This window comes from Streptomyces sp. ISL-100 (assembly GCF_018614615.1).
Taxonomy (GTDB): domain Bacteria; phylum Actinomycetota; class Actinomycetes; order Streptomycetales; family Streptomycetaceae; genus Streptomyces.
Window position 1 is genome coordinate 12420 of the sequence record NZ_JAGGOK010000077.1, and the last position, 22895, is coordinate 35314.

At 71.2% G+C, this 22895-nt stretch carries 22 protein-coding genes and 1 pseudogene; 14 read left to right on the forward strand and 9 right to left on the reverse strand.

Annotated features, from left to right (window positions below):
- Positions 1-154: 154 nt before the first annotated feature.
- Entirely contained in the window at positions 155-937 is a 783-nt protein-coding gene (locus tag J7E89_RS32230) for a VOC family protein (RefSeq protein WP_214978513.1), read from the forward strand.
- Positions 938-1044: 107 nt separating this feature from the next.
- Here the strand turns inward: J7E89_RS32230 and J7E89_RS32235 are convergent, their stop codons facing one another.
- The gene (locus J7E89_RS32235) at positions 1045-1251 is read right to left on the reverse strand and encodes a cold-shock protein (protein WP_214978515.1); all 207 of its coding nucleotides are present in this window, start codon (positions 1249-1251) and stop codon (positions 1045-1047) included.
- 263 nt (positions 1252-1514) lie between these two features.
- Positions 1515-2963, reverse strand: coding sequence for an NAD(P)/FAD-dependent oxidoreductase (locus J7E89_RS32240; protein WP_214978522.1), 1449 nt, complete (start codon positions 2961-2963; stop codon positions 1515-1517).
- Positions 2964-3079: 116 nt separating this feature from the next.
- Between J7E89_RS32240 and trxA the strand changes: the two genes are divergently transcribed.
- Entirely contained in the window at positions 3080-3469 is a 390-nt protein-coding gene (gene trxA / locus J7E89_RS32245) for a thioredoxin (protein WP_214978524.1), read from the forward strand.
- Positions 3470-3524: 55 nt separating this feature from the next.
- Here the strand turns inward: trxA and J7E89_RS32250 are convergent, their stop codons facing one another.
- Genes J7E89_RS32250 through J7E89_RS32260 form a run of 3 tightly spaced genes read right to left on the reverse strand, consistent with a single transcriptional unit; the run spans position 3525 to position 7339 of the window.
- Positions 3525-4961, reverse strand: coding sequence for a benzaldehyde dehydrogenase (locus J7E89_RS32250; RefSeq protein ID WP_214978526.1), 1437 nt, complete (start codon positions 4959-4961; stop codon positions 3525-3527).
- 13 nt (positions 4962-4974) lie between these two features.
- Positions 4975-6150, reverse strand: coding sequence for a 4-hydroxybenzoate 3-monooxygenase (locus J7E89_RS32255; RefSeq protein WP_214978528.1), 1176 nt, complete (start codon positions 6148-6150; stop codon positions 4975-4977).
- Between the two features lie 4 nt (positions 6151-6154).
- Positions 6155-7339, reverse strand: a complete 1185-nt coding sequence (locus J7E89_RS32260; RefSeq protein ID WP_214978530.1) for a thiolase family protein — start codon at positions 7337-7339, stop codon at positions 6155-6157.
- Positions 7340-7462: 123 nt separating this feature from the next.
- Here J7E89_RS32260 and J7E89_RS32265 point away from each other — a divergent pair, with 123 nt between their 5' ends.
- Positions 7463-9097, forward strand: coding sequence for an IclR family transcriptional regulator C-terminal domain-containing protein (locus J7E89_RS32265; protein ID WP_214978532.1), 1635 nt, complete (start codon positions 7463-7465; stop codon positions 9095-9097).
- Between the two features lie 142 nt (positions 9098-9239).
- Here J7E89_RS32265 and J7E89_RS32270 read toward each other — a convergent pair whose 3' ends face one another.
- The gene (locus tag J7E89_RS32270) at positions 9240-10262 is read right to left on the reverse strand and encodes a LacI family DNA-binding transcriptional regulator (RefSeq protein WP_214978534.1); all 1023 of its coding nucleotides are present in this window, start codon (positions 10260-10262) and stop codon (positions 9240-9242) included.
- Positions 10263-10611: 349 nt separating this feature from the next.
- Between J7E89_RS32270 and J7E89_RS32275 the strand changes: the two genes are divergently transcribed.
- The 4 genes from J7E89_RS32275 (at position 10612) to J7E89_RS32290 (ending at position 14739) form a co-directional block, all read left to right on the forward strand.
- On the forward strand, positions 10612-11319 hold the full coding sequence (locus J7E89_RS32275) for a tRNA-dependent cyclodipeptide synthase (RefSeq protein WP_308315673.1): 708 nt from the start codon (positions 10612-10614) through the stop codon (positions 11317-11319).
- Entirely contained in the window at positions 11309-12493 is a 1185-nt protein-coding gene (locus J7E89_RS32280; RefSeq protein WP_214978537.1) for a cytochrome P450, read from the forward strand. Before J7E89_RS32275 ends, J7E89_RS32280 begins: the two co-directional genes overlap by 11 nt.
- Before the next feature lie 244 nt (positions 12494-12737).
- Positions 12738-13988 (forward strand): MFS transporter, encoded by a 1251-nt coding sequence (locus tag J7E89_RS32285; RefSeq protein WP_214978539.1) that lies wholly within the window; start codon positions 12738-12740, stop codon positions 13986-13988.
- Between the two features lie 55 nt (positions 13989-14043).
- Positions 14044-14739 carry an alpha/beta fold hydrolase gene (locus J7E89_RS32290; RefSeq protein WP_214978541.1) on the forward strand — a complete coding sequence of 232 codons (696 nt, stop codon included), beginning with the start codon at positions 14044-14046 and terminating at the stop codon, positions 14737-14739.
- A 455-nt stretch (positions 14740-15194) separates the two neighbouring features.
- Here the strand turns inward: J7E89_RS32290 and J7E89_RS41330 are convergent.
- Positions 15195-15506, reverse strand: a pseudogene (locus J7E89_RS41330) (glycosyl hydrolase family 18 protein); the annotation flags it as partial.
- On the opposite strand from J7E89_RS41330, the gene J7E89_RS41335 reads away from it, so the two are divergent.
- Together J7E89_RS41335 and J7E89_RS32300 are read left to right on the forward strand one after the other, a co-directional pair.
- Positions 15445-15666: a hypothetical protein gene (locus J7E89_RS41335; RefSeq protein ID WP_251061389.1), complete on the forward strand. Its 222-nt coding sequence runs from the start codon at positions 15445-15447 to the stop codon at positions 15664-15666. The pseudogene J7E89_RS41330 and the gene J7E89_RS41335 sit on opposite strands and share 62 nt — an antisense overlap.
- Before the next feature lie 247 nt (positions 15667-15913).
- A complete protein-coding gene (locus J7E89_RS32300; protein WP_214978543.1) occupies positions 15914-16369 on the forward strand; it encodes a type II toxin-antitoxin system PemK/MazF family toxin in 456 nt (151 codons plus the stop codon).
- Here the strand turns inward: J7E89_RS32300 and J7E89_RS32305 are convergent.
- Positions 16354-16584 (reverse strand): hypothetical protein, encoded by a 231-nt coding sequence (locus J7E89_RS32305; protein ID WP_214978545.1) that lies wholly within the window; start codon positions 16582-16584, stop codon positions 16354-16356. The two genes, J7E89_RS32300 and J7E89_RS32305, sit on opposite strands and share 16 nt — an antisense overlap.
- A 359-nt stretch (positions 16585-16943) precedes the next feature.
- Positions 16944-17804 (reverse strand): TIGR02452 family protein, encoded by an 861-nt coding sequence (locus J7E89_RS32310; RefSeq protein WP_214978547.1) that lies wholly within the window; start codon positions 17802-17804, stop codon positions 16944-16946.
- Between the two features lie 160 nt (positions 17805-17964).
- On the opposite strand from J7E89_RS32310, the gene egtA reads away from it, so the two are divergent.
- From egtA to J7E89_RS32335, 5 genes are all read left to right on the forward strand, one after another.
- Positions 17965-19242, forward strand: coding sequence for an ergothioneine biosynthesis glutamate--cysteine ligase EgtA (gene egtA, locus J7E89_RS32315; protein WP_214978549.1), 1278 nt, complete (start codon positions 17965-17967; stop codon positions 19240-19242).
- On the forward strand, positions 19239-20597 hold the full coding sequence (gene egtB / locus J7E89_RS32320) for an ergothioneine biosynthesis protein EgtB (RefSeq protein ID WP_214978551.1): 1359 nt from the start codon (positions 19239-19241) through the stop codon (positions 20595-20597). Before egtA ends, egtB begins: the two co-directional genes overlap by 4 nt.
- Positions 20597-21352, forward strand: coding sequence for an ergothioneine biosynthesis protein EgtC (gene egtC, locus J7E89_RS32325; protein WP_214978553.1), 756 nt, complete (start codon positions 20597-20599; stop codon positions 21350-21352). The genes egtB and egtC overlap by 1 nt, the downstream gene beginning before the upstream one ends.
- Positions 21349-22314 (forward strand): L-histidine N(alpha)-methyltransferase, encoded by a 966-nt coding sequence (gene egtD / locus J7E89_RS32330; RefSeq protein ID WP_214978555.1) that lies wholly within the window; start codon positions 21349-21351, stop codon positions 22312-22314. The genes egtC and egtD overlap by 4 nt, the downstream gene beginning before the upstream one ends.
- Positions 22315-22679: 365 nt before the next feature.
- Entirely contained in the window at positions 22680-22895 is a 216-nt protein-coding gene (locus tag J7E89_RS32335; protein WP_214978558.1) for a dodecin, read from the forward strand.

Consider the following 22895-nt stretch of genomic DNA (forward strand, 5'->3'; position numbering starts at 1 on the left):
GCCGGTGGACCGTGGGCGGCCGCTGGTCCATGAGGATGAAACCGGGTCCCTGCCACTGCGATGGCTGACGCCCGCATGGAGGCGATCGGCAAGGGTGGCAGGTGCTGCGTCGACCACCCCGCGGGAAACCTCCAGAGAGGCAGGGCGTACCACCATGCTCAGCACCGACTTCGTCACCGGATCCCCCAACTGGCTCGACCTCGGCAGCCCCAACACCTCGGCCGCCGCCGCGTTCTACGGCAGCGTCTTCGGCTGGGACTTCCTGTCGGCGGGCCCCGAGGCGGGCGGATACGGCTTCTTCCAGCTGGACGGCAAGACGGTCGCCGCCCTCGGGCCGCTGACGGAGGAGGGCGCCCGTTCAGCATGGACGGTGTACTTCCAGACGCCCGACGCGGATGCCACGGTCAAGGCGGCCGAGCAAGGTGGCGGAACCGTCCGCGTCGAGGCCTTCGATGTCATGGATGCCGGGCGGATGGCCTGCCTCACCGACCCGGGCGGCGCGGAGTTCGCCGTATGGCAGCCGACCGCCGTCAAGGGACTGGAGAAGGCCTCGGACAACAACACCCTGTGCTGGGCCGAGCTGCACATCGGCGATCCGGCGGCGGCACTGCGCTTCTACGGCTCGCTGTTCGGCTGGCGTGCGCAGGAGATGGAGGCTGCGCCGGGCATGACGTACACGGTGCTCTCGACCGCCGAAGGCGACCAGCAGGAGGCCTCGTTCGGCGGTATCGCCCCGCTCCGGAGCGCCTCCGAGGAATCGCGCTGGGTTCCGTACTTCGCCGTGGAGGACGCCGACGAGATGGTCGCCAAGACTCAGGGGAACGGTGGATCGGTCGTCATGCCCGCCGCGGACATCCCGGACGTCGGCAGGATCGCCTGGCTCGCCGACCCCTTCGGCGCAACGTTCGCCGTGCTGAAGCCCGCGCCTCAGGCTTGACGCCTCGGGCTGCGCGGGTGCCCGGTCCCCGCCGTCAGGCCGTGGGCGGGGACCGGGTACCCCGGAAGTGCGCTGCCTGACGGCGCTACTTGCGAGCCGCTTGAGAGCTACGTGAGAACAGTGACCTGCTCCGCCTGCGGCCCCTTGGGACCCTGGGTGACGTCGAATTCGACCTTGTCACCCTCCCGGAGCTCCTTGTAGCCCTGGGACTGGATGGCGGAGAAGTGGACGAACACGTCCGGGTCACCGCTGTCCTGCTGAATGAACCCGAAGCCCTTGTCCGCGTTGAACCACTTCACAGTGCCTGTTGCCATCAGTTCGTTCCTTTGTTCCGTGCCACGGCCCGACCATCGCCGCGCCGGCCGCAGCCATGTCGCAACTGCGGCTCCTGCACCTTGCCATCCCGACCCGGCTTCCCAATCGTCCTGATTTCCGTGTCGGTGGAACTCCTCCCGACTCGCGGGTCCGGGTCCGGGTCGGGGTCAGGAGTCGGGGTCGCGACGATCACGGGGCTACGAGCGGCGGGGCGTTGGCGGGCCCGGGGCGGTGGTTGCGTGCGCGGACGCGCAAGGGCTGCTCAGCCGCGGTACGTCTCCAGGAGGCGCAGCCATACCTCGCTGATCGTCGGGTACGCCGGGACCGCGTGCCACAGGCGCGCGATCGGGACCTCGCCCGCTACCGCCACCGTGGCCGAGTGCAGCAGTTCGGCGACGCCCGGGCCCACGAAAGTGGCGCCCAGTACGGTCTCGCGGTCCAGGTCGACGACCATGCGGGCGTGGCCCCGGTAGCCGTCGGCGTACAGGCCGGAGCCCGAGACCGATGCCATGTCGTAGTCGACCGCACGCACCCGGTGCCCCGCCGCCTCCGCCTCCGCGAGCGTGAGGCCGACCGCCGCCGCCTCGGGGTCCGTGAAGACCACCTGGGGTACGGCGGCGTGGTCGGCGGTGGCGGAGTGGGTGCCCCAGCGGGCGCCGTCGAGTGTTTGCCGGGGGTCGCCGTGGGCCCTGGCGGCGATGGCCGCGCCCGCGATACGTGCCTGGTACTTGCCCTGGTGCGTCATCAGTGCCCTGTGGTTGACGTCTCCCACGGCGTAGAGCCAGTCGTTGCCCTCTACGCGGCAGGTTTCGTCGACGGTCAGCCACGAGCCCGGCTTCAGGCCGACCGTGTCCAGGCCGATGTCGTCGGTGCGCGGGGCGCGGCCCGTGGCGAAGAGGATCTCGTCGGCCTCGATCCGTTCGCCTCCGTCAAGGACGACCGTCACCGGGCCGCTGCCGCCCTCGCGGCGCTCCACGGCCGCGACGGAGGTTCCGGTGCGTACGGTGGCGCCCGCTTCTGTGAGTGCTTCGGCGATCAGCTCGCCCGCGAAGGGCTCCATCTTCGCGAGCAGGCCCTTTCCGCGTACGAGCACGGTGACCCGGGAGCCGAGCGCCTGCCACGCCGTGGCCATCTCCACGGCGACCACTCCCCCGCCGACCACCACGAGCCGGTCCGGCACCTTGCCGGCGCTGGTCGCCTCACGGCTGGTCCAGGGGTTGGCCCCGGCCGCTCCCGGCAGGTCGGGCACGACGGCGCGGCTGCCGGTGGACACCACGACCGCGTGCCGCGCGGTGAGGGTGTAGCGCTCGGCCGACGGGGTCTCCACGGTGACCTGCCTGGGGCCCGCGAGCCGGCCCCTGCCCCGGTGGATGTCCACTCCGATCGACTCCAGCCAGCGCACCTGGCCGTCGTCCTTCCAGTTCGACGCGTAGTAGTCGCGGTGCGCGAAGACCTCCGCGACGTCCAGGGGGCCCTGCACCGACTCGCGCAGGCCCGGGACGCGGCGCGCGTCGGCGCGTGCGGTGACCGGGCGCAGCAGTGCCTTACTGGGCATGCACGCCCAGTAGGAGCACTCGCCGCCGATCAGCTCGTTCTCCACCACTGCTGTGGTCAGTCCGGCCGCCCTGGTGCGGTCCGCCACGTTCTCGCCTACCGGCCCGGCTCCCACCACTACGACGTCGTAGATCGCCGTCTTCGCTGCATTCGTCATACGGGCAGTTTGGTCGGGGGTGTGCGCCGTGGCCAGCCGGGCAGGCGGAATAGCGCGAGCCCGCATGCCGTTGTGCGGGACGGCTTCGCCCGTTATGCCAGGAAGAGGAGCACACCATGTCCACCGTCGAGCTCACCAAGGAAAACTTCGATCAGGTTGTGTCGGACAACGACTTCATCCTGATCGACTTTTGGGCTTCCTGGTGCGGTCCCTGCCGGCAGTTCGCGCCGGTCTTCGAGAGCGCGTCCGAGCGTCACGACGACCTTGTGTTCGCCAAGGTCGACACCGAGGCCCAGCAGGAGCTGGCCGCTGCCTTCGAGATCCGCTCGATTCCGACGCTGATGATCGTGCGCGAGAACGTGGCGGTGTTCGCCCAGCCCGGCGCGCTGCCCGAGGCGGCGCTCGAGGATGTCATCGGGCAGGCTCGCAAGCTCGACATGGACGAGGTCCGTAAGTCCGTCGAGGAGGCCAAGGGCTCCTCGACGGACCAGCGGGAAGCGGGCTGAGAGCAGCGCGCAGGGGAGCCCGGCTGGGTGCTGCCGGGCTCCCCTGTTGTGCGTTCTAGAAAGGGTGGTCCGCCGGTTCGCGGCGTACCGTCGTCCAGCGCAGTTCGGTGAAGGCCTCCAGGTTCGCCTCGCCGCCGAAGCGCGCACCCGTGCCGGAGGCCGCTACACCGCCGAAGGGTGCGACCGCCTCGTCGTTCACCGTCTGGTCGTTGATGTGGACGATGCCGGTGGGTATGCGGTCCGCGAGGTCCAGGCCGAGAGCGGTGTCGCGGGTGACTATGCCCAGGGAGAGGCCGTACGGGCTCGATGACGCGAGAGTCGCCACCTCCTCGAGAGTGGTGAAGGAGCGGACCGGGGCCACCGGGCCGAACACCTCCTCGGCGTACGCGGGAGTGTCGTCGTCCACTCCCGCGAGCACGGTCGGCCGGTAGAACAGGTCGCGGTGTGTGCCGCCCGCCGCCAGCTTCGCGCCGCTTGCCGTACTGGCTTCCACCAGGGCGTGGATTTTGGCCAGTTGGTGTTTGTCAATGATCGGGCCCAGGTGTACCTGATCGCGGTGCGGGTCACCGACGGTGAGTGATTCGGCCTTGGCCGCGAGCCGTTCGACGTACTCGTCGTAGAGCGAGGCGTGTACGAGGTGGCGGCCCGTCGTCATGCAGATCTGGCCCTGGTGGAAGAAGGAACCCCAGGACGCCTGCCCGACAGCGCCTTCGAGGTCGGCGTCCTCCAGTACGACCAGGGCCGAGTTGCCGCCCAGCTCCAGGTGTACGCGCTTGAGTGCGCGACCCGCGGCCTCACCCACCGCGCGGCCCGCGGCTGTTGACCCGGTGAAGGAGACCACCGGGACGTCCGGGTCGGCGACGAGCGCCTGGCCGGCCTCGACGCCGCCCGGCAGGACGTGCAGCAGGCCCTCCGGCAGGCCAGCCTCGGCGAATACGGCGAGTAGGGACAGGCCGCCGCAGATCGCGGTACGGGGATCGGGCTTGAGCAGTACGCCGTTGCCGAGCGCGAGAGCGGGGGCCACCGAGCGTATGGAGAGGATCAGTGGGGCGTTGAACGGGGCGATGACGCCGACCACGCCGGCCGGTACCCGCCGGGTGTACGAAAGGCGGGGCGCCTCGCTCGGCAGCACCTGTCCGGTGGGGCGGGAGGCCAGGGCGGCGGCCTCGTAGCACTCCTGGGCGGCGACATGGAGCTCGAAGTCGGCCTTGCCGGGGATGGAGCCGGATTCCCGTACGAGCCATTCCCGCAGCTCGTCGGCGTGCGCGGCGAAGAGGTCGCCGGCGCGGCGGAGCACGGCGGCCCGTACGAAGTGCGGCGTACGGGCCCATGCCGACTGCACGGCCCCGGAAGTCTGCGCGGCCGTGGCGACGTCGTCGGCCGTGGCGAGCGTGACGCTGCCGAGCGATTCGCCTGTGGCGGGCTCGACGACGTCCGACTCACCGCCCGAGAGCCGGACGGGCTGCCAGGTCTTGGAGTCGAGCAGTGGCATGTGGGATCTCCAGTCAGAGAGGAAGTCCTGTGTAGTTCCCGGCCAGTTCGGCGGCGGCGGGCCGGGAGGACGCGAGACGGTGCAGCCTTGCGAGATGCACTCGGCCGTCGAACGCGCTTTCGCTTGGTTGACTGTGCAACATCGTAGTCATGTCGTACGAGAAACGGGTGGCTTGCCACACGCGTCGCAGACACAAGTCCGAGTAGCAGGTGAGGAGTTCGTCCGATCCGGTGCGGTGGTGGTGCTCGAAGGCGCGGGCCAGGATCCGTACGTCGGAGACCGCCAGGTTGAGGCCCTTGGCTCCGGTGGGAGGGACGATGTGCGCCGCGTCCCCGGCCAGGAAGACCCGTCCGTACCGCATCGGCTCTGTGACGTAACTGCGCATCGGAGTCACCGACTTGGAGGTGATCGGGCCGCGGGCCAGCCTCCAGTCGCCTTCGTCGATGGCGAAGCGGCGGTCGAGTTCGTCCCAGATGCGGTCGTCGGACCAGTTGGCGGGGTCGGTGCCGTTCGGGACCTGGAGGTAGAGGCGCGAGACGGTGGGCGAGCGCATGCTGTGGAGGGCGAAGCCTTCCTCGCCGCGTGCGTAGATCAACTCATCGCAGGACGGGGGGACATCGGCGAGGATGCCCAGCCAGGAGTAGGGGTACGTGCGCTCGTACGTGCGGCGGATGCCGGTAGGGATCGCGGCGCGCGCGATGCCGTGGAAGCCGTCGCAGCCGACGACGTAATCGCAGTCGAGGGTCTGTTCGCGGCCTTCGTGGGTGAAGCGGACCATTGGGTGTTCTGATTCGGGCTTCTCGATGGCGAGGGCCTGTGCCTCAAAGAACAGGGGCGGGCCTTCGGTGAGTTGGAGGGCGACGAGGTCCTTCACGACCTCCGTCTGCGCGTAGACCATGACGGAGCGTCCGCCGGTGAGCTCCGGGAAGTCGATGCGGTGGCTCTGGCGGTCGAAGCGGAGCTCGATGCCGTGATGCACGAGTCCTTCGGCGTCCATGCGGGCGCCCGCCCCGCAGGCGCGCAGTGCGTCGACTGTGCCCTGTTCGAGGATTCCGGCGCGCTGGCGCTGTTCGACGTACGCGCGGGTCCTGTTCTCCAGGACGACGCAGTCGATGCCTGCGTTGTGGAGGAGGCGCGCGAGGAGAAGGCCGGCGGGACCCGCCCCGATGATCCCTACGGTTGTACGCATGCGGTCAGCGCTCCAGTACGAGCGCGAGGCCCTGGCCGACGCCGATGCACAGGGCGGCGAGGCCCGTGCCCGAGCCCGCGGCGGCGAGCTGGTGGGCGACGGATCCGGCGAGGCGGGCGCCCGAGGCACCGAGCGGGTGGCCGATGGCGATGGCGCCACCGCGCGGGTTCACGACGGCGGGGTCGAGATCCGGCCACTCGGCGAGGCAGCCGAGCGACTGGGCGGCGAAGGCCTCGTTGAGCTCGAAGGTGGTGAGGTCGGCGAAGGACTTGCCTGCCTTGGCGAGCGCCCGCTGGACCGCCTCGACCGGGCCGAGGCCGAACAGCTGCGGCTCGATGCCGGTTACGGCGGAGGTGCGGATACGGGCGAGCGGCTCGCGGCCGGTGGCGCGCAGGCCTTCCTCGTCGACGATCAGGAGCGCGGCGGCGCCGTCGTTGAGCGGCGAGGCATTGCCGGCCGTGACGCTGCCGCTCTCGCGGAAGACGGGCTTCAGTTTGGCCAGGGCCGCCATGGTCGAGCCCTCACGGATGCACTCGTCGCGGGTGAGATCCACGCCGTCGTACGGGACGACCTCGGCGGCATACAGGCCGTCCGACCAGGCCTTCGCTGCCTTTTGGTGGCTCGCGAGCGCGAAGGCGTCCTGCTGCTCGCGGGTGATGCCGTGCTTGTCGGCGATGAGCTCCGCGCCCTCGCCGAGGGGGACGGTCCACTCGTCGGGCATGCGCGGGTTGGTCATGCGCCAGCCGAGCGTGGTCGAGTGCAGCTCCTGGTGGCCGGCGGGGAAGGCGCGCTCGGGCTTCTGGAGCACCCAGGGGGCGCGGGACATCGACTCCACGCCGCCGGCGATGGCGACGGACGCGTCACCGAGGGCTACGGCGCGGGCCGCCTGGATGACGGCCTCCAGGCCGGAGCCGCAGAGGCGGTTGACGGTGACACCGGGGACGGAAACGGGGAGTCCGGCGAGCAGCACGGCCATCCGGGCGACGTCCCTGTTGTCCTCGCCGGCTCCGTTGGCGTCGCCGAAGTAGACGTCGTCGATCCTGGCGGGGTCGAGGTCGGGCGTACGGGCGACGAGCGACTTGACGACGTGGGCGGCGAGGTCGTCGGGGCGTACGGAGGAGAGGGCACCCCCGAACTTGCCGATCGGGGTGCGGACGGCGTCGACGATGTAGACGTCGCGGATGCTCATCGGGTCTCTCCCGCAGTCGTAGAGTTTTCAGTGTTCGCGCAATGAACTATCGTTCATATCTGATCTCGCCCCGAGTCTCTGCCGAGCGCTGTCCGCTGTCAACGGCCTGCCAGGAGGAATGCCATGTCGAGCGCCGAATCTGTCGGGCCACTGGAGCGCGGGCTCACCGTGATTCGGGCCCTGTCCGCTCCCGGCGGACAAGACCGGGTTCGGCACAGCGATCTCGTACGGTCGACCGGCCTGGCCCGCTCCACGGTCGACCGGGTGGTGTGCACCCTCGACCGGCTCGGCCTCGCGCGCAGCGACGGGCGGGAGGTGGCGCTCGCGCCCCGGCTGATGGGACTGTCCGGCGCGTACCTGACGGCCTGCGGGATTCCGGCGGCGCTCGGGCCGGCGGCGGAGCGGCTCGCGGACGAGTTCGACGAATCGGTGTCGGTGGCGGTGCCGGACGACGGGGTGGCGGGGGTGCGGTTCGTACTCCAGACGACGCGGCAGCGCACCATGTCGCCGGCCTTCCGCATCGGTGATCTGCTGCCCGCCGAGCGGTGCGCGCCCGGGGCGCTGTTCGCGGCGGAGTGGGACGGGGAGGCGTGGCGGGCGTGGCGTGGGCGGCGGGACGCCGATCCGCTGGACGCGGGGTTCGCGGCGGTGCCGCCGCTGGGCAGGCCGCTGGATGCGGATGGCTTCGAGCGGCGGGCGGCGCGGGCGGGCGTGGACGGCTGGGCGGGCGACGACCAGCTGATCGAGCCGGGGCTGGTGGCGGTTGCCGTGCCCGTGCGCGACGGGGCGGGGCGGGTGGTGTGTGCGGTGAGCGTGGTGAGCCACACCAGTCGGCACACTGTCGGGTCACTGCGGGAGTCCGTACTGCCCCGACTGCACGCGGTACGGGGCGAGTTGGAGGCATCACTGGCGGCGCCACGCCCCGCGCCGCAGGCCGCGCCCGTACGGGACACCTCGCTGGAGGCCAAGCGCGAGCTCGGGCCGGGCTTTCTGCAGTCCCTGGCGCGGGGGCTCGCCGTCCTCGGCTCGCTCGGCGCCGACCGGGGTGACGGGATGGCGCTGACGGCGGTCGCCGAGGCGACCGGGCTGGCCAGGGCTACGGCGCGGCGCTCGCTGCTGACGCTGGAGCAGCTGGGGTACGTGGCAGCGGAGGGGCGCGTGTGGCGGCTGCTGCCTCGCGTGCTCGAACTGGGCTGCGCGCGGCTGTCCGAGCTGGGGCTCGCGGAGATCGCCCAGCCTCATCTGGCGGCGCTGGTACGGCGCGTGCACGAGTCGGCGTCGCTGGCGGTACTCGACGGCGCCGACATCCGGTACGTGGCGCGTGTTCCCACAGTGCGCATCATGAGCGTCAACATCACGGTGGGTACGCGTTTTCCGGCGTACGCGACGTCGATGGGCCGGGTGCTGCTGGCAGGCCTGGCGCGGGAGGAGCGGCCGCCGCTGCCGGAGGTACTGCCGGCGCTGACCCGGCGTACGGTGACCTCGCCGGTCGAGCTCGAGAAGATCATTGAGCGGGCCGCGTCGGACGAATGCGCCCTGGTGGACGAGGAGTTGGAGGTGGGGTTGCGCTCACTGGCCGTGCCGGTGCGGGGCGCGCACGGGCGTGTGGTGGCGGCGGTGAATGTGGCCCGGCATGCGGGGGACGGTACGCCGGGTGAGATGCGGGCGGCGCTGTTGCCGGCGCTGCGAGAGGCGGCGACGCTGATCGAGGCGGACCTGCGGGCGCTGGGCACGGCGGGGCGACCCCGGCCGGTGTGACGCAGGTGGGCGTCCTGCAGGTGGCGTGACGCGGGTGGGCGTCCTGCGGGTGGCGTGACGCGGGTGGGCGTCCTGCGGGTGGCGTGAACCGGGGCTCCGCCCCAGACCCCGCTCCTCAGATGCCGGAGGGGCTGGACAGTGATCAGCTGGACTCTCGCGGGACTGTGCGCGCCGCCATCAGGTCGTGGCGTTCCACCTCGCCGTCCGGGTCGCGAACCGCCCGGTCCACCAGCTCCGCTATCTCCCGCCCCGTCGGCAGCTCAATGTGCACCGTACTCAGCCGCGGCCGCAGCAGCTTCCCCAGCAGCAAGTCGTCCGCGCCGACCACCGCGCACTCCCCCGGTACGTCGACCCCCGCGTCCTGAAGCGCCCGCATCAGCAGCTGCGCGTACTCGTCGTTGTACGCGTAGACCGCGTCGAGACCGAGCTCGCGCCAGCGCCTGGCGAGCGCCGCGGCGGATTCCTCGTCGTACGCCATCGGCAACGGCTCGACCTGGGCACCGGCCGCCGCCACCGCCTTGCGCACACCCGCGAGTCGCGGCCGGGAGAACATGTCCAGCCCCTCCTCGGCGGGGACCACAACACCGATCGCCCGCCGGCCCCGCTCCAGCAGGTGCGCCGCCGCCGCGGCGCCGATCGCCCGCTGGTCCATGACCAGGGCGTGCGCGCCCTCCACCCGTTGCGGGCCGAGCGTGATTACGGCCTTGGCGCCGGAGCGCTTCAGCACCTGCACACCGTGCGGACTGAGCGCGATCTCACCGAGGGACAGGACCGCGACCGGTCGCAGTTCCGCCCACGCCCGGGCCGCCTCGTCGGCGCCGAGCCCCAGGCTGCCGTACTGCACGACCGTGTAGTCCAGCGCCCGCAGGGCCCACTGGACTTCGTTCAGAAACCGGCCGTAGAGAGGGCCGACGGGAATGTGCGCCGTCGGAAGCAGCACGATGCGGCTGTGCCCGGCCCGCAGGCTTCGCGCGGCCGCGTGCGGGACGTAACCCAGCTCCTCGGCGGCCTCGCGCACCCGGCGGCGGGTCGGTTCGCTGATCCGCACCGCCGAGGTGTTGTTGAGTACGTACGAGACCGTGGCGCGCGAGACTCCGGCCAGGCGCGCGACATCGGTGCTGGTCGGGACGGGGCTATCGGCGGACTGCTTCGGTGTCTGGCTCATCGCGTTCGGCATCTTTCCAGATCGGCATGGAGCAGGGTCTGGCGGATGGCCGGAAATGAGTACCGCGCAACACTCACCGCTTCATGGCACGTGTCATCTGTCAGCAGCGCACAGTTCCGGCCAGACCACCACGAGGGGCAGGTGGCGAGTTCCGCGCCGTAACTTGTCAGGAGTTCAACCATTTCGAGCGGATCGGCAGTCGGTTTTGCGCCTCTGATCAACTATTTTCGGCCATATAGCGACCGTCATCGTGACTCTATGAAGATCGCCGGTAACTTCATGTCGCGCCGCCACACCAGGGGCACAGGGCCCCACCGGGACTCGCGGCGCCAAAGGGTGCATCACCTACGTGACCACACCGACTGTTGCATTCACTGCCCAGCCCTACACCCCGCATTGCCAAGTCATTTGCGACGAGGGCGACCACGCCGTCATAGGAATATCTCCGGGAAACAGCTACTTCTCAGCCAGGCGCGTCACCGACCTGGCGCGCTGGGGACTGGACAACTTCCGACAGGTTGACCTCATATACACAGACCTCCACATAGCTGACATGTACGAGGCCCTCGGCTATCCCGCCGACGAAGCCCGCCGCAAAGCCGTCAAGAATCTCCGCGGCGTACGGGCCAAGGTCACCAACGCCGCCGCCGAGATCGATCCCCACGGCGACCGGCTCCGCGGCCGGCCGATGTCCGCGCTCCTGGACATCCCCACGTACCAGCACATCCACAAGAGCCTGAACGACCTGCTGGCCACTGACGCCGAATTCCACGCCACCTGCACCGCCCTCGTCGACAGCTTCCTGTCCTCGAAGGTGCTCAACGGCAAGACCGCCACCGAGCAGCAACGCGCGGTGTGTCTCAAGTACATCTGCGCGGAAGCACCGTTGTTCCTCGACACCCCCGCCATCCTCGGCGTGCCGTCGTCCCTGAACTGCTACCACCAGCTTCTGCCGATGGCCGAACTGCTGTACTCGCGCGGCTCAGGGCTGCGCGCGTCCCGCAACCAGGGACACGCCATCGTCACCCCCGCCGAAGGACACGACCATGAGCACTGACACTCTCCTCGACTTCCCGTTCTCCCCTCGCGGCGACCAGCTCCCCCCGGAGGTGGAGCGACTGCGAGGCGAGCCGGTCAAGCGGGTGCGCACCATCGCGGGTGACCCGGCGTGGCTCGTCTCCTCGTACACCCTGTGCAAGCAGGTTCTCGAAGATCCCCGGTTCAGCCTCAAAGACACCTCCGCCCCCGGCGTGCCCCGCCAGTACGCGCTCACCATCCCCCCCGAAGTCGTCAACAACATGGGCAACATCACCGGTGCGGGCCTGCGTAAAGCGGTCCTCAAGGCCATCAACCCCAAGACCGACGGCCTCACGGAATGGATGCGCGACCACGCCACCGCCCTGGTCGACGACCTCCTGGACTACGGCCCGCCGGCCGACCTGCGCGGCCGGTTCGCCAACCCCTACGCCGAGAACCTCCACTGCCGCATCCTCGGCATACCGCAAGCCGACGCACCCCGCCTCGCCGCCAGCCTCGACATCGCGTTCATGAACTCCGCGTGCCCGGTCACCGGGGCCCGGCTCAACTGGGACCGTGACATCGCGTACATGGTGGAACGGCTCGACGACCCGGCGACGGGCGGCCTCATGCGCGAGCTCGCCGCCCTGCGGGGCAACCCCGAGTACGCGCACCTCACCGACGAGATGCTTGCGACCGTCGGCGTCACCATGTTCGGCGCCGGGGTCATCTCCACCATGGGGTTCTTCACCATGGCGGTCTTCTCCCTGCTCCAGAACCCCGGCGTGTGGGACCGGTTGCGGGCGGAGCCGGGCAAGATCCCGGCGGCCGTGGACGAGCTGCTGCGCGTCAACCTGTCCATTGCCGACGGCCTGCCCCGCCTCGCCCTTGAGGACGTCACCCTCGGCGACGTCGAGGTGAAGAAGGGCGAACTGGTTCTCGTCCTGGTCGAGGCGGCGAACACCGACCCGGACGTGTTCACCGATCCGCACGCGGTCGACATCGACCGGCCGAACGCGGGCACGCACCTGTCGTTCGGCGGCGGCGCCCACTACTGCCCCGCCACCGCCCTCGGGAAGCGGCACACCGAGATCGCGCTGGAGGTACTGCTCGACAAGATGCCGGGCCTCCAGCTCGCTGTGCCGGTCGACCAACTCGTATGGCGCACCCGGTTCATGAAGCGAATTCCCGAGCGCCTGCCCGTCACCTGGTAACCGTCCGCCTCCGGACTCAGCTGTGCCCGCCGATCGGTCTCCTTCTCGGCGGGCACAGCTGTACGTACCGACGTCGCAGCGGCGGAGTTGAGCACGCCGCCGTCATAACAGTCCCGGCAGAGGTCTAGCGGATGGCCGAGGAGGTGAGCTAAACAGTGGGCACGCAAGGCACTGACACGTGTAAGCACGAACGTGCCACCTGGTGCGTCCCCTCGTCCGCTCACCCCTGCCCAGGAGGGCAACCGTGGCCACTTCCTCCCCCGGGACCGGCACCGACGCGACCGTCGCCGGTCCGTCGGCCCCGTCCGCGGCAAGACGCGGGCTGCTGCCTCTGCTCCTTGTCGGCAACACCACCATGTACGCGCTGTACATCGGCGTCGGCGGCGTACTCCTCGCCCTCCAGGTCGAGGACGTCGACCCGGCGAACAAGGTGGCCAACCTCGGCCTCGTGGCCGGTGTCTCCGCGATCTTCGCGACCGTCTTCAACCCCGTGGCCGGCGCCCTCTCCGACCGCTCCGGGCGCCGGAACCCCTGGATACTCGGCGGCGGTCTGCTCGCCGTCCCCGCGATGTTCCTGCTCGGCAGCGTGCACACGGTCCTGCTGATCACCATCGCCTGGTGTCTCGGCCAGGCCGTGATGAACGTCTACCAGGCCGCCATCACCTCCGTCGTCCCCGACCGCGTCCCGGTGACCGCGCGCGGCAAGGCCTCCGCCGCCGTGGGCCTCGGCCTGCCCTTCGGCAGCACCCTCGGCGCGCTGATCGGCGCCGCGTTCTCGGACGACTACCGCACCGGCTACCTCATCTTCGGCGCGCTGGTCGCCGCCTCGGCGGTCCTCTTCACCTCCTGCGCCCGTGAGCAGCGGATGCCGGCCCGTCAGCCGCTGCCCGTACGGGAACAACTGGCCGCATTCGCCGGGGCCTTGAAGTCGCACGACTTCCGCTGGGCCTTCATCGGCCGCGCACTGCTGATCCTCGGATACTTCGCGGTGAACGGCTTCCTCCTCTACATCATCAAGGACCACACCGTCCTGCCCGCCGGGCTGAAGCCCGAGGACGCGGTGGCGGTCCTGATGCCGGTCACCAGCGTGGCCATGATCGTCTCGACGGTGCTCGGCGGATACCTGTCGGACCGTTTCGACCGGCGCAGGCTGTTCGTCGGCGCGTCGGCCGCGCTGTCGGCCGTCGCCCTCCTCATCCCCGCGGTGTCGACGAGCTGGGCCGCGATGCTCGCCTTCGCCACCGTCAACGGCCTCGCCTTCGGCTGCTACATGGCCGTGGACACCGCGCTCGTGACGATGGTGCTGCCGAAGGCCGAGGACGCCGCCCGCGACATGGGCGTACTGAACATCGCCAACGCGGGACCGCAGATCGTCGCCCCCTTCATCGCCTCGCTCATCGTCGGCGTCGGCGGCTACACCACCCTCTTCCTCGTCGCGGCAGCGCTCGCTGTGCTGGGCGCGCTTGCCGTACGCCCGATCCGCTCCGTGCGCTGACCATCGCCACCACCATCGCTATCGCTATCGCCATCGCCGTCAGAAGGGCAGCACCGTGCAGCTTCACACCCAGACCTGGGGCGAGGGCGACCGCCTCGCGCTCCTGATCCACGGCATCATGGCCGACCACCGCACCTGGCGGCGGGTCGGTCCCGCTCTCGCCGGCAAGGGTTACAAGGTCATCGCCGTCGACCTGCGCGGCCACGGCGCCAGCGCGCGTGGCGAGTACACCCCGGAGGTCTTCGCCGACGATGTCGTCGAGACTCTTCCGGCGGGCGCCGAACTGGCCATCGGCCACTCCCTCGGCGGCCTCACCCTCTCGCTCGCCGTGGACCGCCTGCGGCCGGAGCGTGCGGTCTTCTCCGACCCGGCGTGGCACCTCGCCACGTCGGAGGACGGCTTCGGTCCTGAGATGTTCGCGCAGTTCAAGGCAGCAACCCGGGAGAGGATAGCGGCGATGAATCCGCGCTGGGCCGCGGCGGACATCGACATCGAGCTGGAGACACTCCGGGTCTGGGACGAGGCGTCGGCGCTCGGACTGGCCGCGCTGTCCGGCGTCGATCTGCTGCCCGCCGGGCCCGTCGTGCCGTCGCTGGTGCAGCTCGCCGACCCGAGCTTCCTCATCGACGCGGCCAAGGCGGCCGTGCTGGCGGAGCGTGGTTTCGAGGTCCGTACGGTCAAGGGCGCGGGCCACACCATCCACCGGGACGACTTCGACGCGTTCATGACGTCGCTGGACGGCTGGATCTGACATCGCGTCCAGCGCGTACGGGCTGACCGGGCGAGGTCGCAGGGGCGCCGGGCCGCCGGGTCGCCGGGTCGCCGGGTCGCCGGGTCGCCGGGTCGGCCCGTACACCGGTTCAGCCGCCCGCCAGCACTGGCCACAGCCCCGGGTCCTCGAAGTTCAGCGCCCACAGCCCGGTGCCCGCGATGTTGTACTTCCGCACCGTCGGCAGATGCGCGGCGACCCCGCGCGCGTCCTGGTACCAGACCGTTCGCGTCTGCTCCCCTTCCTGATAGGTGAACGTCGGCGAGCCCGACTCCGCGTCGAGCCGGTACGGGGCGCCCTTCTTGACGCGCAGTGCCTCCGCCTCCTTCCGGGATCAGGGCGGTGGCATTGCGCAGGATTTCGTCGTACCAGCTCGGTGTGGAGAGCGGTCCGGGCGGCCCGGCCCTCCAGTGGAGGTCGTACGCCATGATCCGCACCCGGTCGGCCGCCCGGCCAATCGCGGCATAGTCCCAGATACGCCCGGTCTTCGCCGTCTGCGGAGACACCGTGATGACGCACTTCTTGCGGGCGTCGTGCAGGGCACGGCACAGGTCGGTGACGAAGGCCGCGTATCCGGCGCGCACTTGTTCGTACGAGGCGTCGCCGGTCGCGGCGATGGTCTCGTAGTCGATGTCGAGGCCGTCGTACGGGCGGCTCTTGGTAATGCCGACGAGGGTGCTGATGTGAGTGGCACGGCTTGTGGGGCTGGTGAGGATCTCGCCGAGCGCACCGGGCTTCATCGTCTCCATCACGGTCGGTACGACGCTGATGCCGGCCGCGCGCAGCCCGTCGATGATGCCGCGCTCGCCCGCGCCCGGATGTCCGTCGACCTGTCCGGCCGAAAAGGCCTGGTACCAGAAGGGGCTGACGGTGTGCAGCTGCGCGGCGTGGCGCAGGGCGTCGCGGTAGGCGGCTTTCTGGTCCCAGTAGGGGAGCCAGGCGGAGACGTTGCGGGGCGGGGCCGGCGCGGGGACGGAGCCGGAAACGGAGCCCACGGGTCCGGCGGGGCGCGTCGGCGGTGACGCGGCCGCCGAGCTGCCTATGAGTCCGGCTGCGACGAGAACGCTCAGGATTCTGGTGGCCATGGACCGAGCCTGTGGCCCGGTCACCGGGCCCGCTCTCCGGGCTGGGCCGTCCAGGCCCTAACCTCACCCGGGTGACGACTTCTTCCGACGACATCACCGAACTGCTGCCCGGTCAGGGCGGCCCCGCCGCGACCGCGGAGGCCGACCCGCGTGTGATCGGTCCGGTACGGACCTCGTACGCGCCGGACCGCGACGGCGATCCCGACCCGGGCGAGATCGTCTGGACCTGGGTGCCCTTCGAGGAGAACGACGGGCGGGGCAAGGACCGCCCGGTGCTCGTGGTCGCCCGCGAGGCGGCGGGCACGCTGCTCGCCGTAAGGCTGTCCAGCAAGCGGCACGACCACGACCGCGAGTGGGCGGCGATCGGTTCGGGTCCGTGGGACAGGGCGGGGCGCGAGTCCTGGGTCGACCTCGACCGGGTCCTGCGGGTGCACGAGGCCGGGATGCGGCGCGAGGCATGCGCCCTGGACCGCCCACGCTTCGACCGAGTCGTACACCGCCTGCGCGAACGCTACGGCTGGACCTGACGGCCCGGGGCCGCCCCGTTCCCCGTGCCCCGTGCCCGCTTGGGCTCCGGCCCCGGCTCGTGCTCGGGCTTGGCCCTGGGCTTGGGCTCCAGCTCGGGCTCGTGCTCGGGCTTGGGCTCCGGCTCCGGCTCCGGCTCCGGCTCCGGCTCCGGCTCCGGCTCCGGCTCGAGCTTGGCCTCGGGCCCGGGCTCCAGCCTCGGCCCGGACTTCGGCACGGGCTCCAGCCCACGCCCGGGCTTCGGCTCCAGCCCACGCCCGGGCTTGGGGCCCGGCCCCGGCCCCGGCCCCGGGCTCGGGCTCGGGCTCGGGCTCGGGCTCGGGCTCGGGCTTGTCCCTGGGCCTGGGCTCCGGCTTGGGCTTGGCCTCGGGCTCTAGCCCCGGCCCGGACTTCGGCACGGGCTCCAGCCCACGCCCGGGCTTGGGGCCCGGCCCCGGCTCCCGCCCCGGGCTCGGGCTCGGGCTTGGGCTTGGATTCCAGCCCCGGCTTGCCCGGCTCCAGCTCGGGCCCCGGGCTTGGGCTCCCGTCCCGGCTCGGGCTTGGCTCCGGGCTACGGGCTACGGGCTACGGCTTGGGCTACGGCTGTGGTTGTGGCTTGGGCGCCAGTTGCCGGGCGAACGTTGCGTGGAAGGCCGCCAGGACCGGTGTGCCCCGCGTGCGGTCCAGTACGCCGAAGACCACCTCGTCGAAGTGGCCCGAGAAGCGGCCTTTCCCGGTGAGGTGCTCGTGGAACGCGCCTGCTACAACTGCCGGTTCGTTCATGAAGACGCCGCAGCCCCACGCGCCCAGCACCAGCCGCCGGTAGCCGCACGCCGCTGCCGTCTCCAGGACCCGCCCGGCCCGGGACGCGAGCGCGGCGGGGATGCGGTGCGCCTGCGCCGGCTCGCGGCTGCGGATCACTCCCGCGTTGGGCGCGGGCGAGGTCAGGAAACCCACGGTGTACGGCGCGGCGAGCAACGCGCCGCGGTCGTCGCGGAAGACCGGGACGCCGGGCGAGTGAATCACCCGGTCGGTGTAGAACGGGCTGCGGTCCGCCCGGTGGTGGGCGTAGAACTCCGGGGCGCGCAGCAGGGTCGCGTACAGCGCCGAGCCTCGGCACAGCGCTTCCTCCTGCGCCTGTGCGCCGTTCAGGTAGCCACCACCCGGATTGCGCGCGGAGGCGAAGTTGAGCACCGCGACCTGGCCGGATTCCGCGCGGCCCCCGCCGGCCAGCCTGCGCGCGGCCTCCAGGCTGCTCTCCCCCGTGACCTCGAAGGCCGTCGTACGGTCCGTGTCCGGCGTGACGGCGACCGGGTCGGGGCCGTACACCCTGGTCCCCGCCAGGGCCGCGGCCAGTTCCTCGCCGATCGGCACGCCGCGGCCGCCCGGGGCAGCGTACCGGCCCGCCCGGACGATCTCTTCGGTCTCTTTCGCGATTCCCCGCAGTCGTGCACTCACAGGTGAGATCGTCGGCGACCGGCGCTCACCGGCGCAACGGAGTTTTCGCGCCGCCCAGGACACTCTTGTGCGATTCGCTGCCAGTGGCTTAGCTGGAGGGCGATGCCCGTCCCGGTCCCGGGGCGGGCTCCGGCACGATCCGCGCAGGAGGAAACAGGCCATGCCCCCAGGCGACTTCGTACAGGAAGGCGCGCCGGTCACCGAGGCCGGCGCGGAAGCATTACTGCGCGGTATCTGTTTCAAGACAGGTCCACCGAGCACCGTCGGCGTCGAACTCGAATGGTTCGTCCACGAGCTCCACCTCCCCGAACTCCCCGTCGGACCCGCCCGCCTCGAAGCGGCCATGACCGCTCTGCGGGCCCTGCCACTGCTCTCGGCCCTCACCGTCGAGCCAGGCGGCCAGCTCGAACTCAGCTCCCTACCGGCCCCCTCCCTGACGGAGTGCATCGACTCCGTCTCCGCGGACCTGGACGCCGTACGCGCCGTTCTGCGCTCCCGGGACCTCGGCCTCACCGGCATCGGTACGGACCCCTGGCACCCCCCGAAGCGCCTCCTGCACGAGCCGCGTTACGACGCGATGGAGGCGTATCTCGACCGCGCGGGTCCGGCAGGCCGGGCCATGATGTGCTCGTCGGCGTCCGTCCAGGTCTGTCTGGACGCGGGCAACGAGGAACCGGGCCCGCTCGGCTACGGGCGGCGCTGGCTACTCGCCCACCTCCTCGGCGCCGTACTGTCGGCTGCGTTCGCCAACTCCCCCTTCCACCACCGGCGTCGTACCGGCTGGCGCTCCACGCGCCAGGCCATCTGGACGGAGATCGACCCCGGCCGCTCCTGCGCCCCGCCCCTCGACGCCGAGCCGCGCGGTGCGTGGACGGACCGCGTGCTGGACGCTCCCGTGATGTGCGTGAGAGGTGCGGCCGACCAGCCGTGGGACGTACCGGACGAGCTGTCCTTCCGTTCCTGGATACGCTCCGGGGCACCCCGACCGCCGACCACCGCGGACCTCGACTACCACCTGACCACGCTCTTTCCGCCGGTACGGCCGCGCGGCCACCTCGAACTGCGCATGATCGACGCGCAGCCGGGCGACAACGGCTGGATCGTTCCGCTCGCCGTGACCACCGCGCTCTTCGACGACCCGGCGGCGTCGGAAATCGCGTACCGGACCGTCAAGCCGCTTGCGGACACCGCGGGTTCCCTGCCGGCGCCCCGCAATCCGCTGTGGATCAATGCCGCACGGTACGGGCTGGCCGATGCCGAGCTGCGGGCGGCCGCCGAGATCTGCTTCGAAGCGGCGCTCGACGCGCTGCCCCGCCTCGGCGCGTCCACTGCCGTGCAGTGCGCCGTCGCCGCGTTCACCGAGCGGTACGTCATACACGGGCGATGCCCCGCCGACGATCTGCTCGACCCCGGACACGGGAAGGACCTCCGTACATGAGCGACCCCACGGGCACCACGGACCCCGAATCGCTGCGCACCCTCGCCGTCGACGCGCTGCTCCGGGCGCGCGAGCGCACCGCCGTCCTCACCGACTGCGTGGTCGACGGCGAACTGACCGCCCAGCACTCGCCGTTGATGTCACCGCTGGTCTGGGACCTGGCACACATCGGCAACCAGGAGGAGCTGTGGCTCCTGCGGACGGTCGCCGGGCGGGACGCGATGCGCCCCGAGATCGACTCGGTGTACGACGCCTTCGAGCACCCGCGCGCCGAGCGCCCCTCGTTGCCGCTGCTCGCCCCCGCCGAGGCGCGGGTGTACGCCGCCGATGTACGCGGCCGGGCCCTCGACGTACTCGAACGAAGCCCGCTGTACGGCACCCCGCTGCTGGACTCGGCCTTCGCCTTCGGGATGGTCGCGCAGCACGAGCAGCAGCACGACGAGACCATGCTGATCACCCATCAGCTGCGGCAAGGCCCGGCGGCTCTCACCGCTCCCCTGCCGCCGCGCCCCACGGCCGCGACGAAGGATCTGCCGCAGGAAGTCCTTGTCCCCGGCGGCCCGTTCACCATGGGCACTTCCACCGAACCGTGGGCGCTCGACAACGAGCGGCCCGCGCATCACCGTTTCGTCCCGGCGTTCTTCATCGACACGGTGCCGGTGAGCAACGGCGCGTACCTGCGCTTCATGGAGGACGGCGGCTACACCGACGAGCGATGGTGGGCGGCCGAGGGCTGGGCGCAGATACGCAAGCACGACCTCCGCGCCCCGTTGTTCTGGCGCCGCGAGGGCGGCCAGTGGCTGCGCCGGCACTTCGGGGTTGTGGAACCCGTTCCCGAGGACGAGCCGGTCCTGCATGTGAGCTGGTACGAGGCGGACGCCTACGCACGGTGGGCGGGCCGGCGACTGCCCACGGAGGACGAGTGGGAGAAGGCGGCCCGGCACGATCCGGCGTCCGGGCGCTCCCTGCGCTACCCGTGGGGCGACGCCGACCCCACCCCGGAGCGCGCCAACCTGGGCCAGCGGCATCTGCGGCCGGCGCCGGTGGGAGCGTACGCCGCCGGTGAATCACCTTTGGGCGTACGTCAGTTGATCGGTGATGTGTGGGAGTGGACGTCCAGCGACTTCCTGCCCTATCCGGGCTTCGCGGCCTTCCCGTACCGGGAGTACTCCGAGGTCTTCTTCGGCAGTGCGCACAAGGTGCTGCGCGGCGGTTCGTTCGCTGTCGACGCGGTGGCCTGCCGTGGCACGTTCCGCAATTGGGACCTGCCCGTACGCCGTCAGATCTTCTCGGGGTTCCGTACGGCACGGGACGCGCCGGACACCCGGGACGTACGCGGTGGGGGTGGCAGCTGATGTGCCGTCATCTGGCATGCCTGGGGCCTGCTGTGCCCCTCGGCGACCTCCTGGTGAAGCCCGCCCACGGCCTGTACCGCCAGGCGTGGGCGCCGCGGCTCCAGCGGTACGGGACCGTCAACGCCGACGGCTTCGGGGTCGGCTGGTACGCCGACGGCGACCCGGTGCCGGCCCGCTACCGCCGCTCGGGGCCGATGTGGGCCGACGGCTCCTTCGCCGACCTGGCCCGGGTCGTACGCTCCACAGCCGTACTCGCAGCGGTCCGCGACGCCACGGAGGCGGGCGCGGACGGGGAGGCGGCGGCGGCGCCGTTCGCCGCCGGGCCGTGGCTGTTCAGCCACAACGGCGCGCTCAAGGGCTGGCCCGGGTCGGCCGCGTCGCTCGCCGGCGCGCTGCCCGCCGCGGAACTGCTCGCCCTGGAGGCGCGATGCGACTCGGCGCTGATCTGGGCGCTCGTACTGCACCGGTTGCGCGACGGCGACGAGCTGGGGCAGGCGCTCGCCGACACGGTCCTGGAGCTGGCCGAGGCGGCGCCGGGTTCGCGGCTGAACCTCCTCCTCACGGACGGCGAGACGGTCGCCGCGACCGCCTGGGGCGACACCCTCTGGTACCACGCGGAGCCGGGCCGTCGCACGATCGTGGCCTCCGAGCCGTACGACGACGATCCGCACTGGCGCGAGGTCCCGGACCACACGCTCCTTGCCGCCACCCGCACCGATGTCCTGCTGACCCCGCTCAAGGAGCCCACTGCGTGAGCCCGTTTCTGCTGACCCGCACCCTGCCCGAGGACGCGACGGACGCCGATCTGCGCGCCGACGTACTGCACGGGCTGACCCGCACGCCGAAGGTGCTGCCGCCGAAGTGGTTCTACGACGCGCGCGGCAGCGAACTCTTCGAGGAGATCACCCGCCTGCCCGAGTACTACCCCACCCGGGCGGAGCGAGAGATCCTGATCGCCCGCGCGCCCGAGATCGCGGCCGCGACGCGGGCGCGCACACTGGTGGAGCTCGGCTCGGGCTCCTCGGAGAAGACCCGCCACCTGCTGGACGCGCTGCTGCCGGAGCTGAGCAGTTACGTCCCGGTGGACGTCAGCGAGAGCGCCCTGACCGCGGCCGCGTCGTCGCTCCTGCACGAGCGGCCCGCCCTGTCCGTACACGCACTGATCGCGGACTTCACGCGCGGCCTGGCCCTGCCGGGAACGCCGGGTCCTCGCCTGGTCGCGTTCCTGGGCGGCACGATCGGGAATCTGCTGCCGGACGAGCGCGCGGTCTTTCTGAAGTCGGTACGGTCGATCCTCGCCCCCGGTGACGCGCTGCTGCTCGGGACGGACCTCGTGAAGGAGGAGGCGACGCTGGTGGCGGCGTACGACGACGCGCAGGGCGTCACCGCCGCGTTCAACAAGAACGTCCTGTCCGTCATCGACCGCGCGCTGGGCGCGGACTTCGATCCCGACGACTTCGACCATGTCGCGGTGTGGGACCGCGGCCACGAGTGGATCGAAATGCGGCTGCGGGCGCGGGCGGCGCTGACGGTGAAGATCCGGGAGCTGGACATCGCGGTGTCGTTCGAGGCGGGCGAGGAGATACGCACGGAGATCTCGGCGAAGTTCCGGAAGGAAGGGGTACGCCGCGAGGTCGCCGGTGCGGGGCTGGATCTGCGGGAGTGGTGGACGGACGAGGAGGAGCGTTTCGCGCTGTCGCTGGCGGTAGCGGTGTAGGCCGGCCGACGCCTGCGGCGGGCCTTTTCCCCACCCCCACCCCCGCCCCTTCCCGCTGTGACATCTTGCGGCTCCGCCGCGCGTGGGGCTCCGCCCCGGACCCCGCTCCTCGAACGCCGGAGAGGCTGGATGGTGCCGCTGAGCGTGGATGTTCCGCTGAGCGGGACATCCACGCTCAGCCCGCAATATCAAGCCGTCCGGCGTTCGAGGACACGCCCGTAGGGCGTCCGGAAAGCCCGCAGGGCATCTCCGCACGGCGCGCAGCGCCGCAGTCCGGACGTGCGACCCGGGGTCCTGTGGGGCACGGTGGTAGAAGCGCGCGCCGGGACGCCCCCGCGCCGCAAGGAGCAGAGAGGGAGCGCCGCATGTCCGACCACACCTACCGCGTCACCGAGATCGTCGGCACCTCGACCGAGGGCCTCGACCAGGCCATCCGCAACGGCATCGACCGCGCCTCCCAGACGCTGCGCGGCCTCGACTGGTTCGAGATGACCCAGGTACGCGGCCACATCGTCGAAGGCCGGATCGAGCACTTCCAGGTGGGCCTCAAGGTCGGCTTCCGCATCGAAGGCACCCCGTGA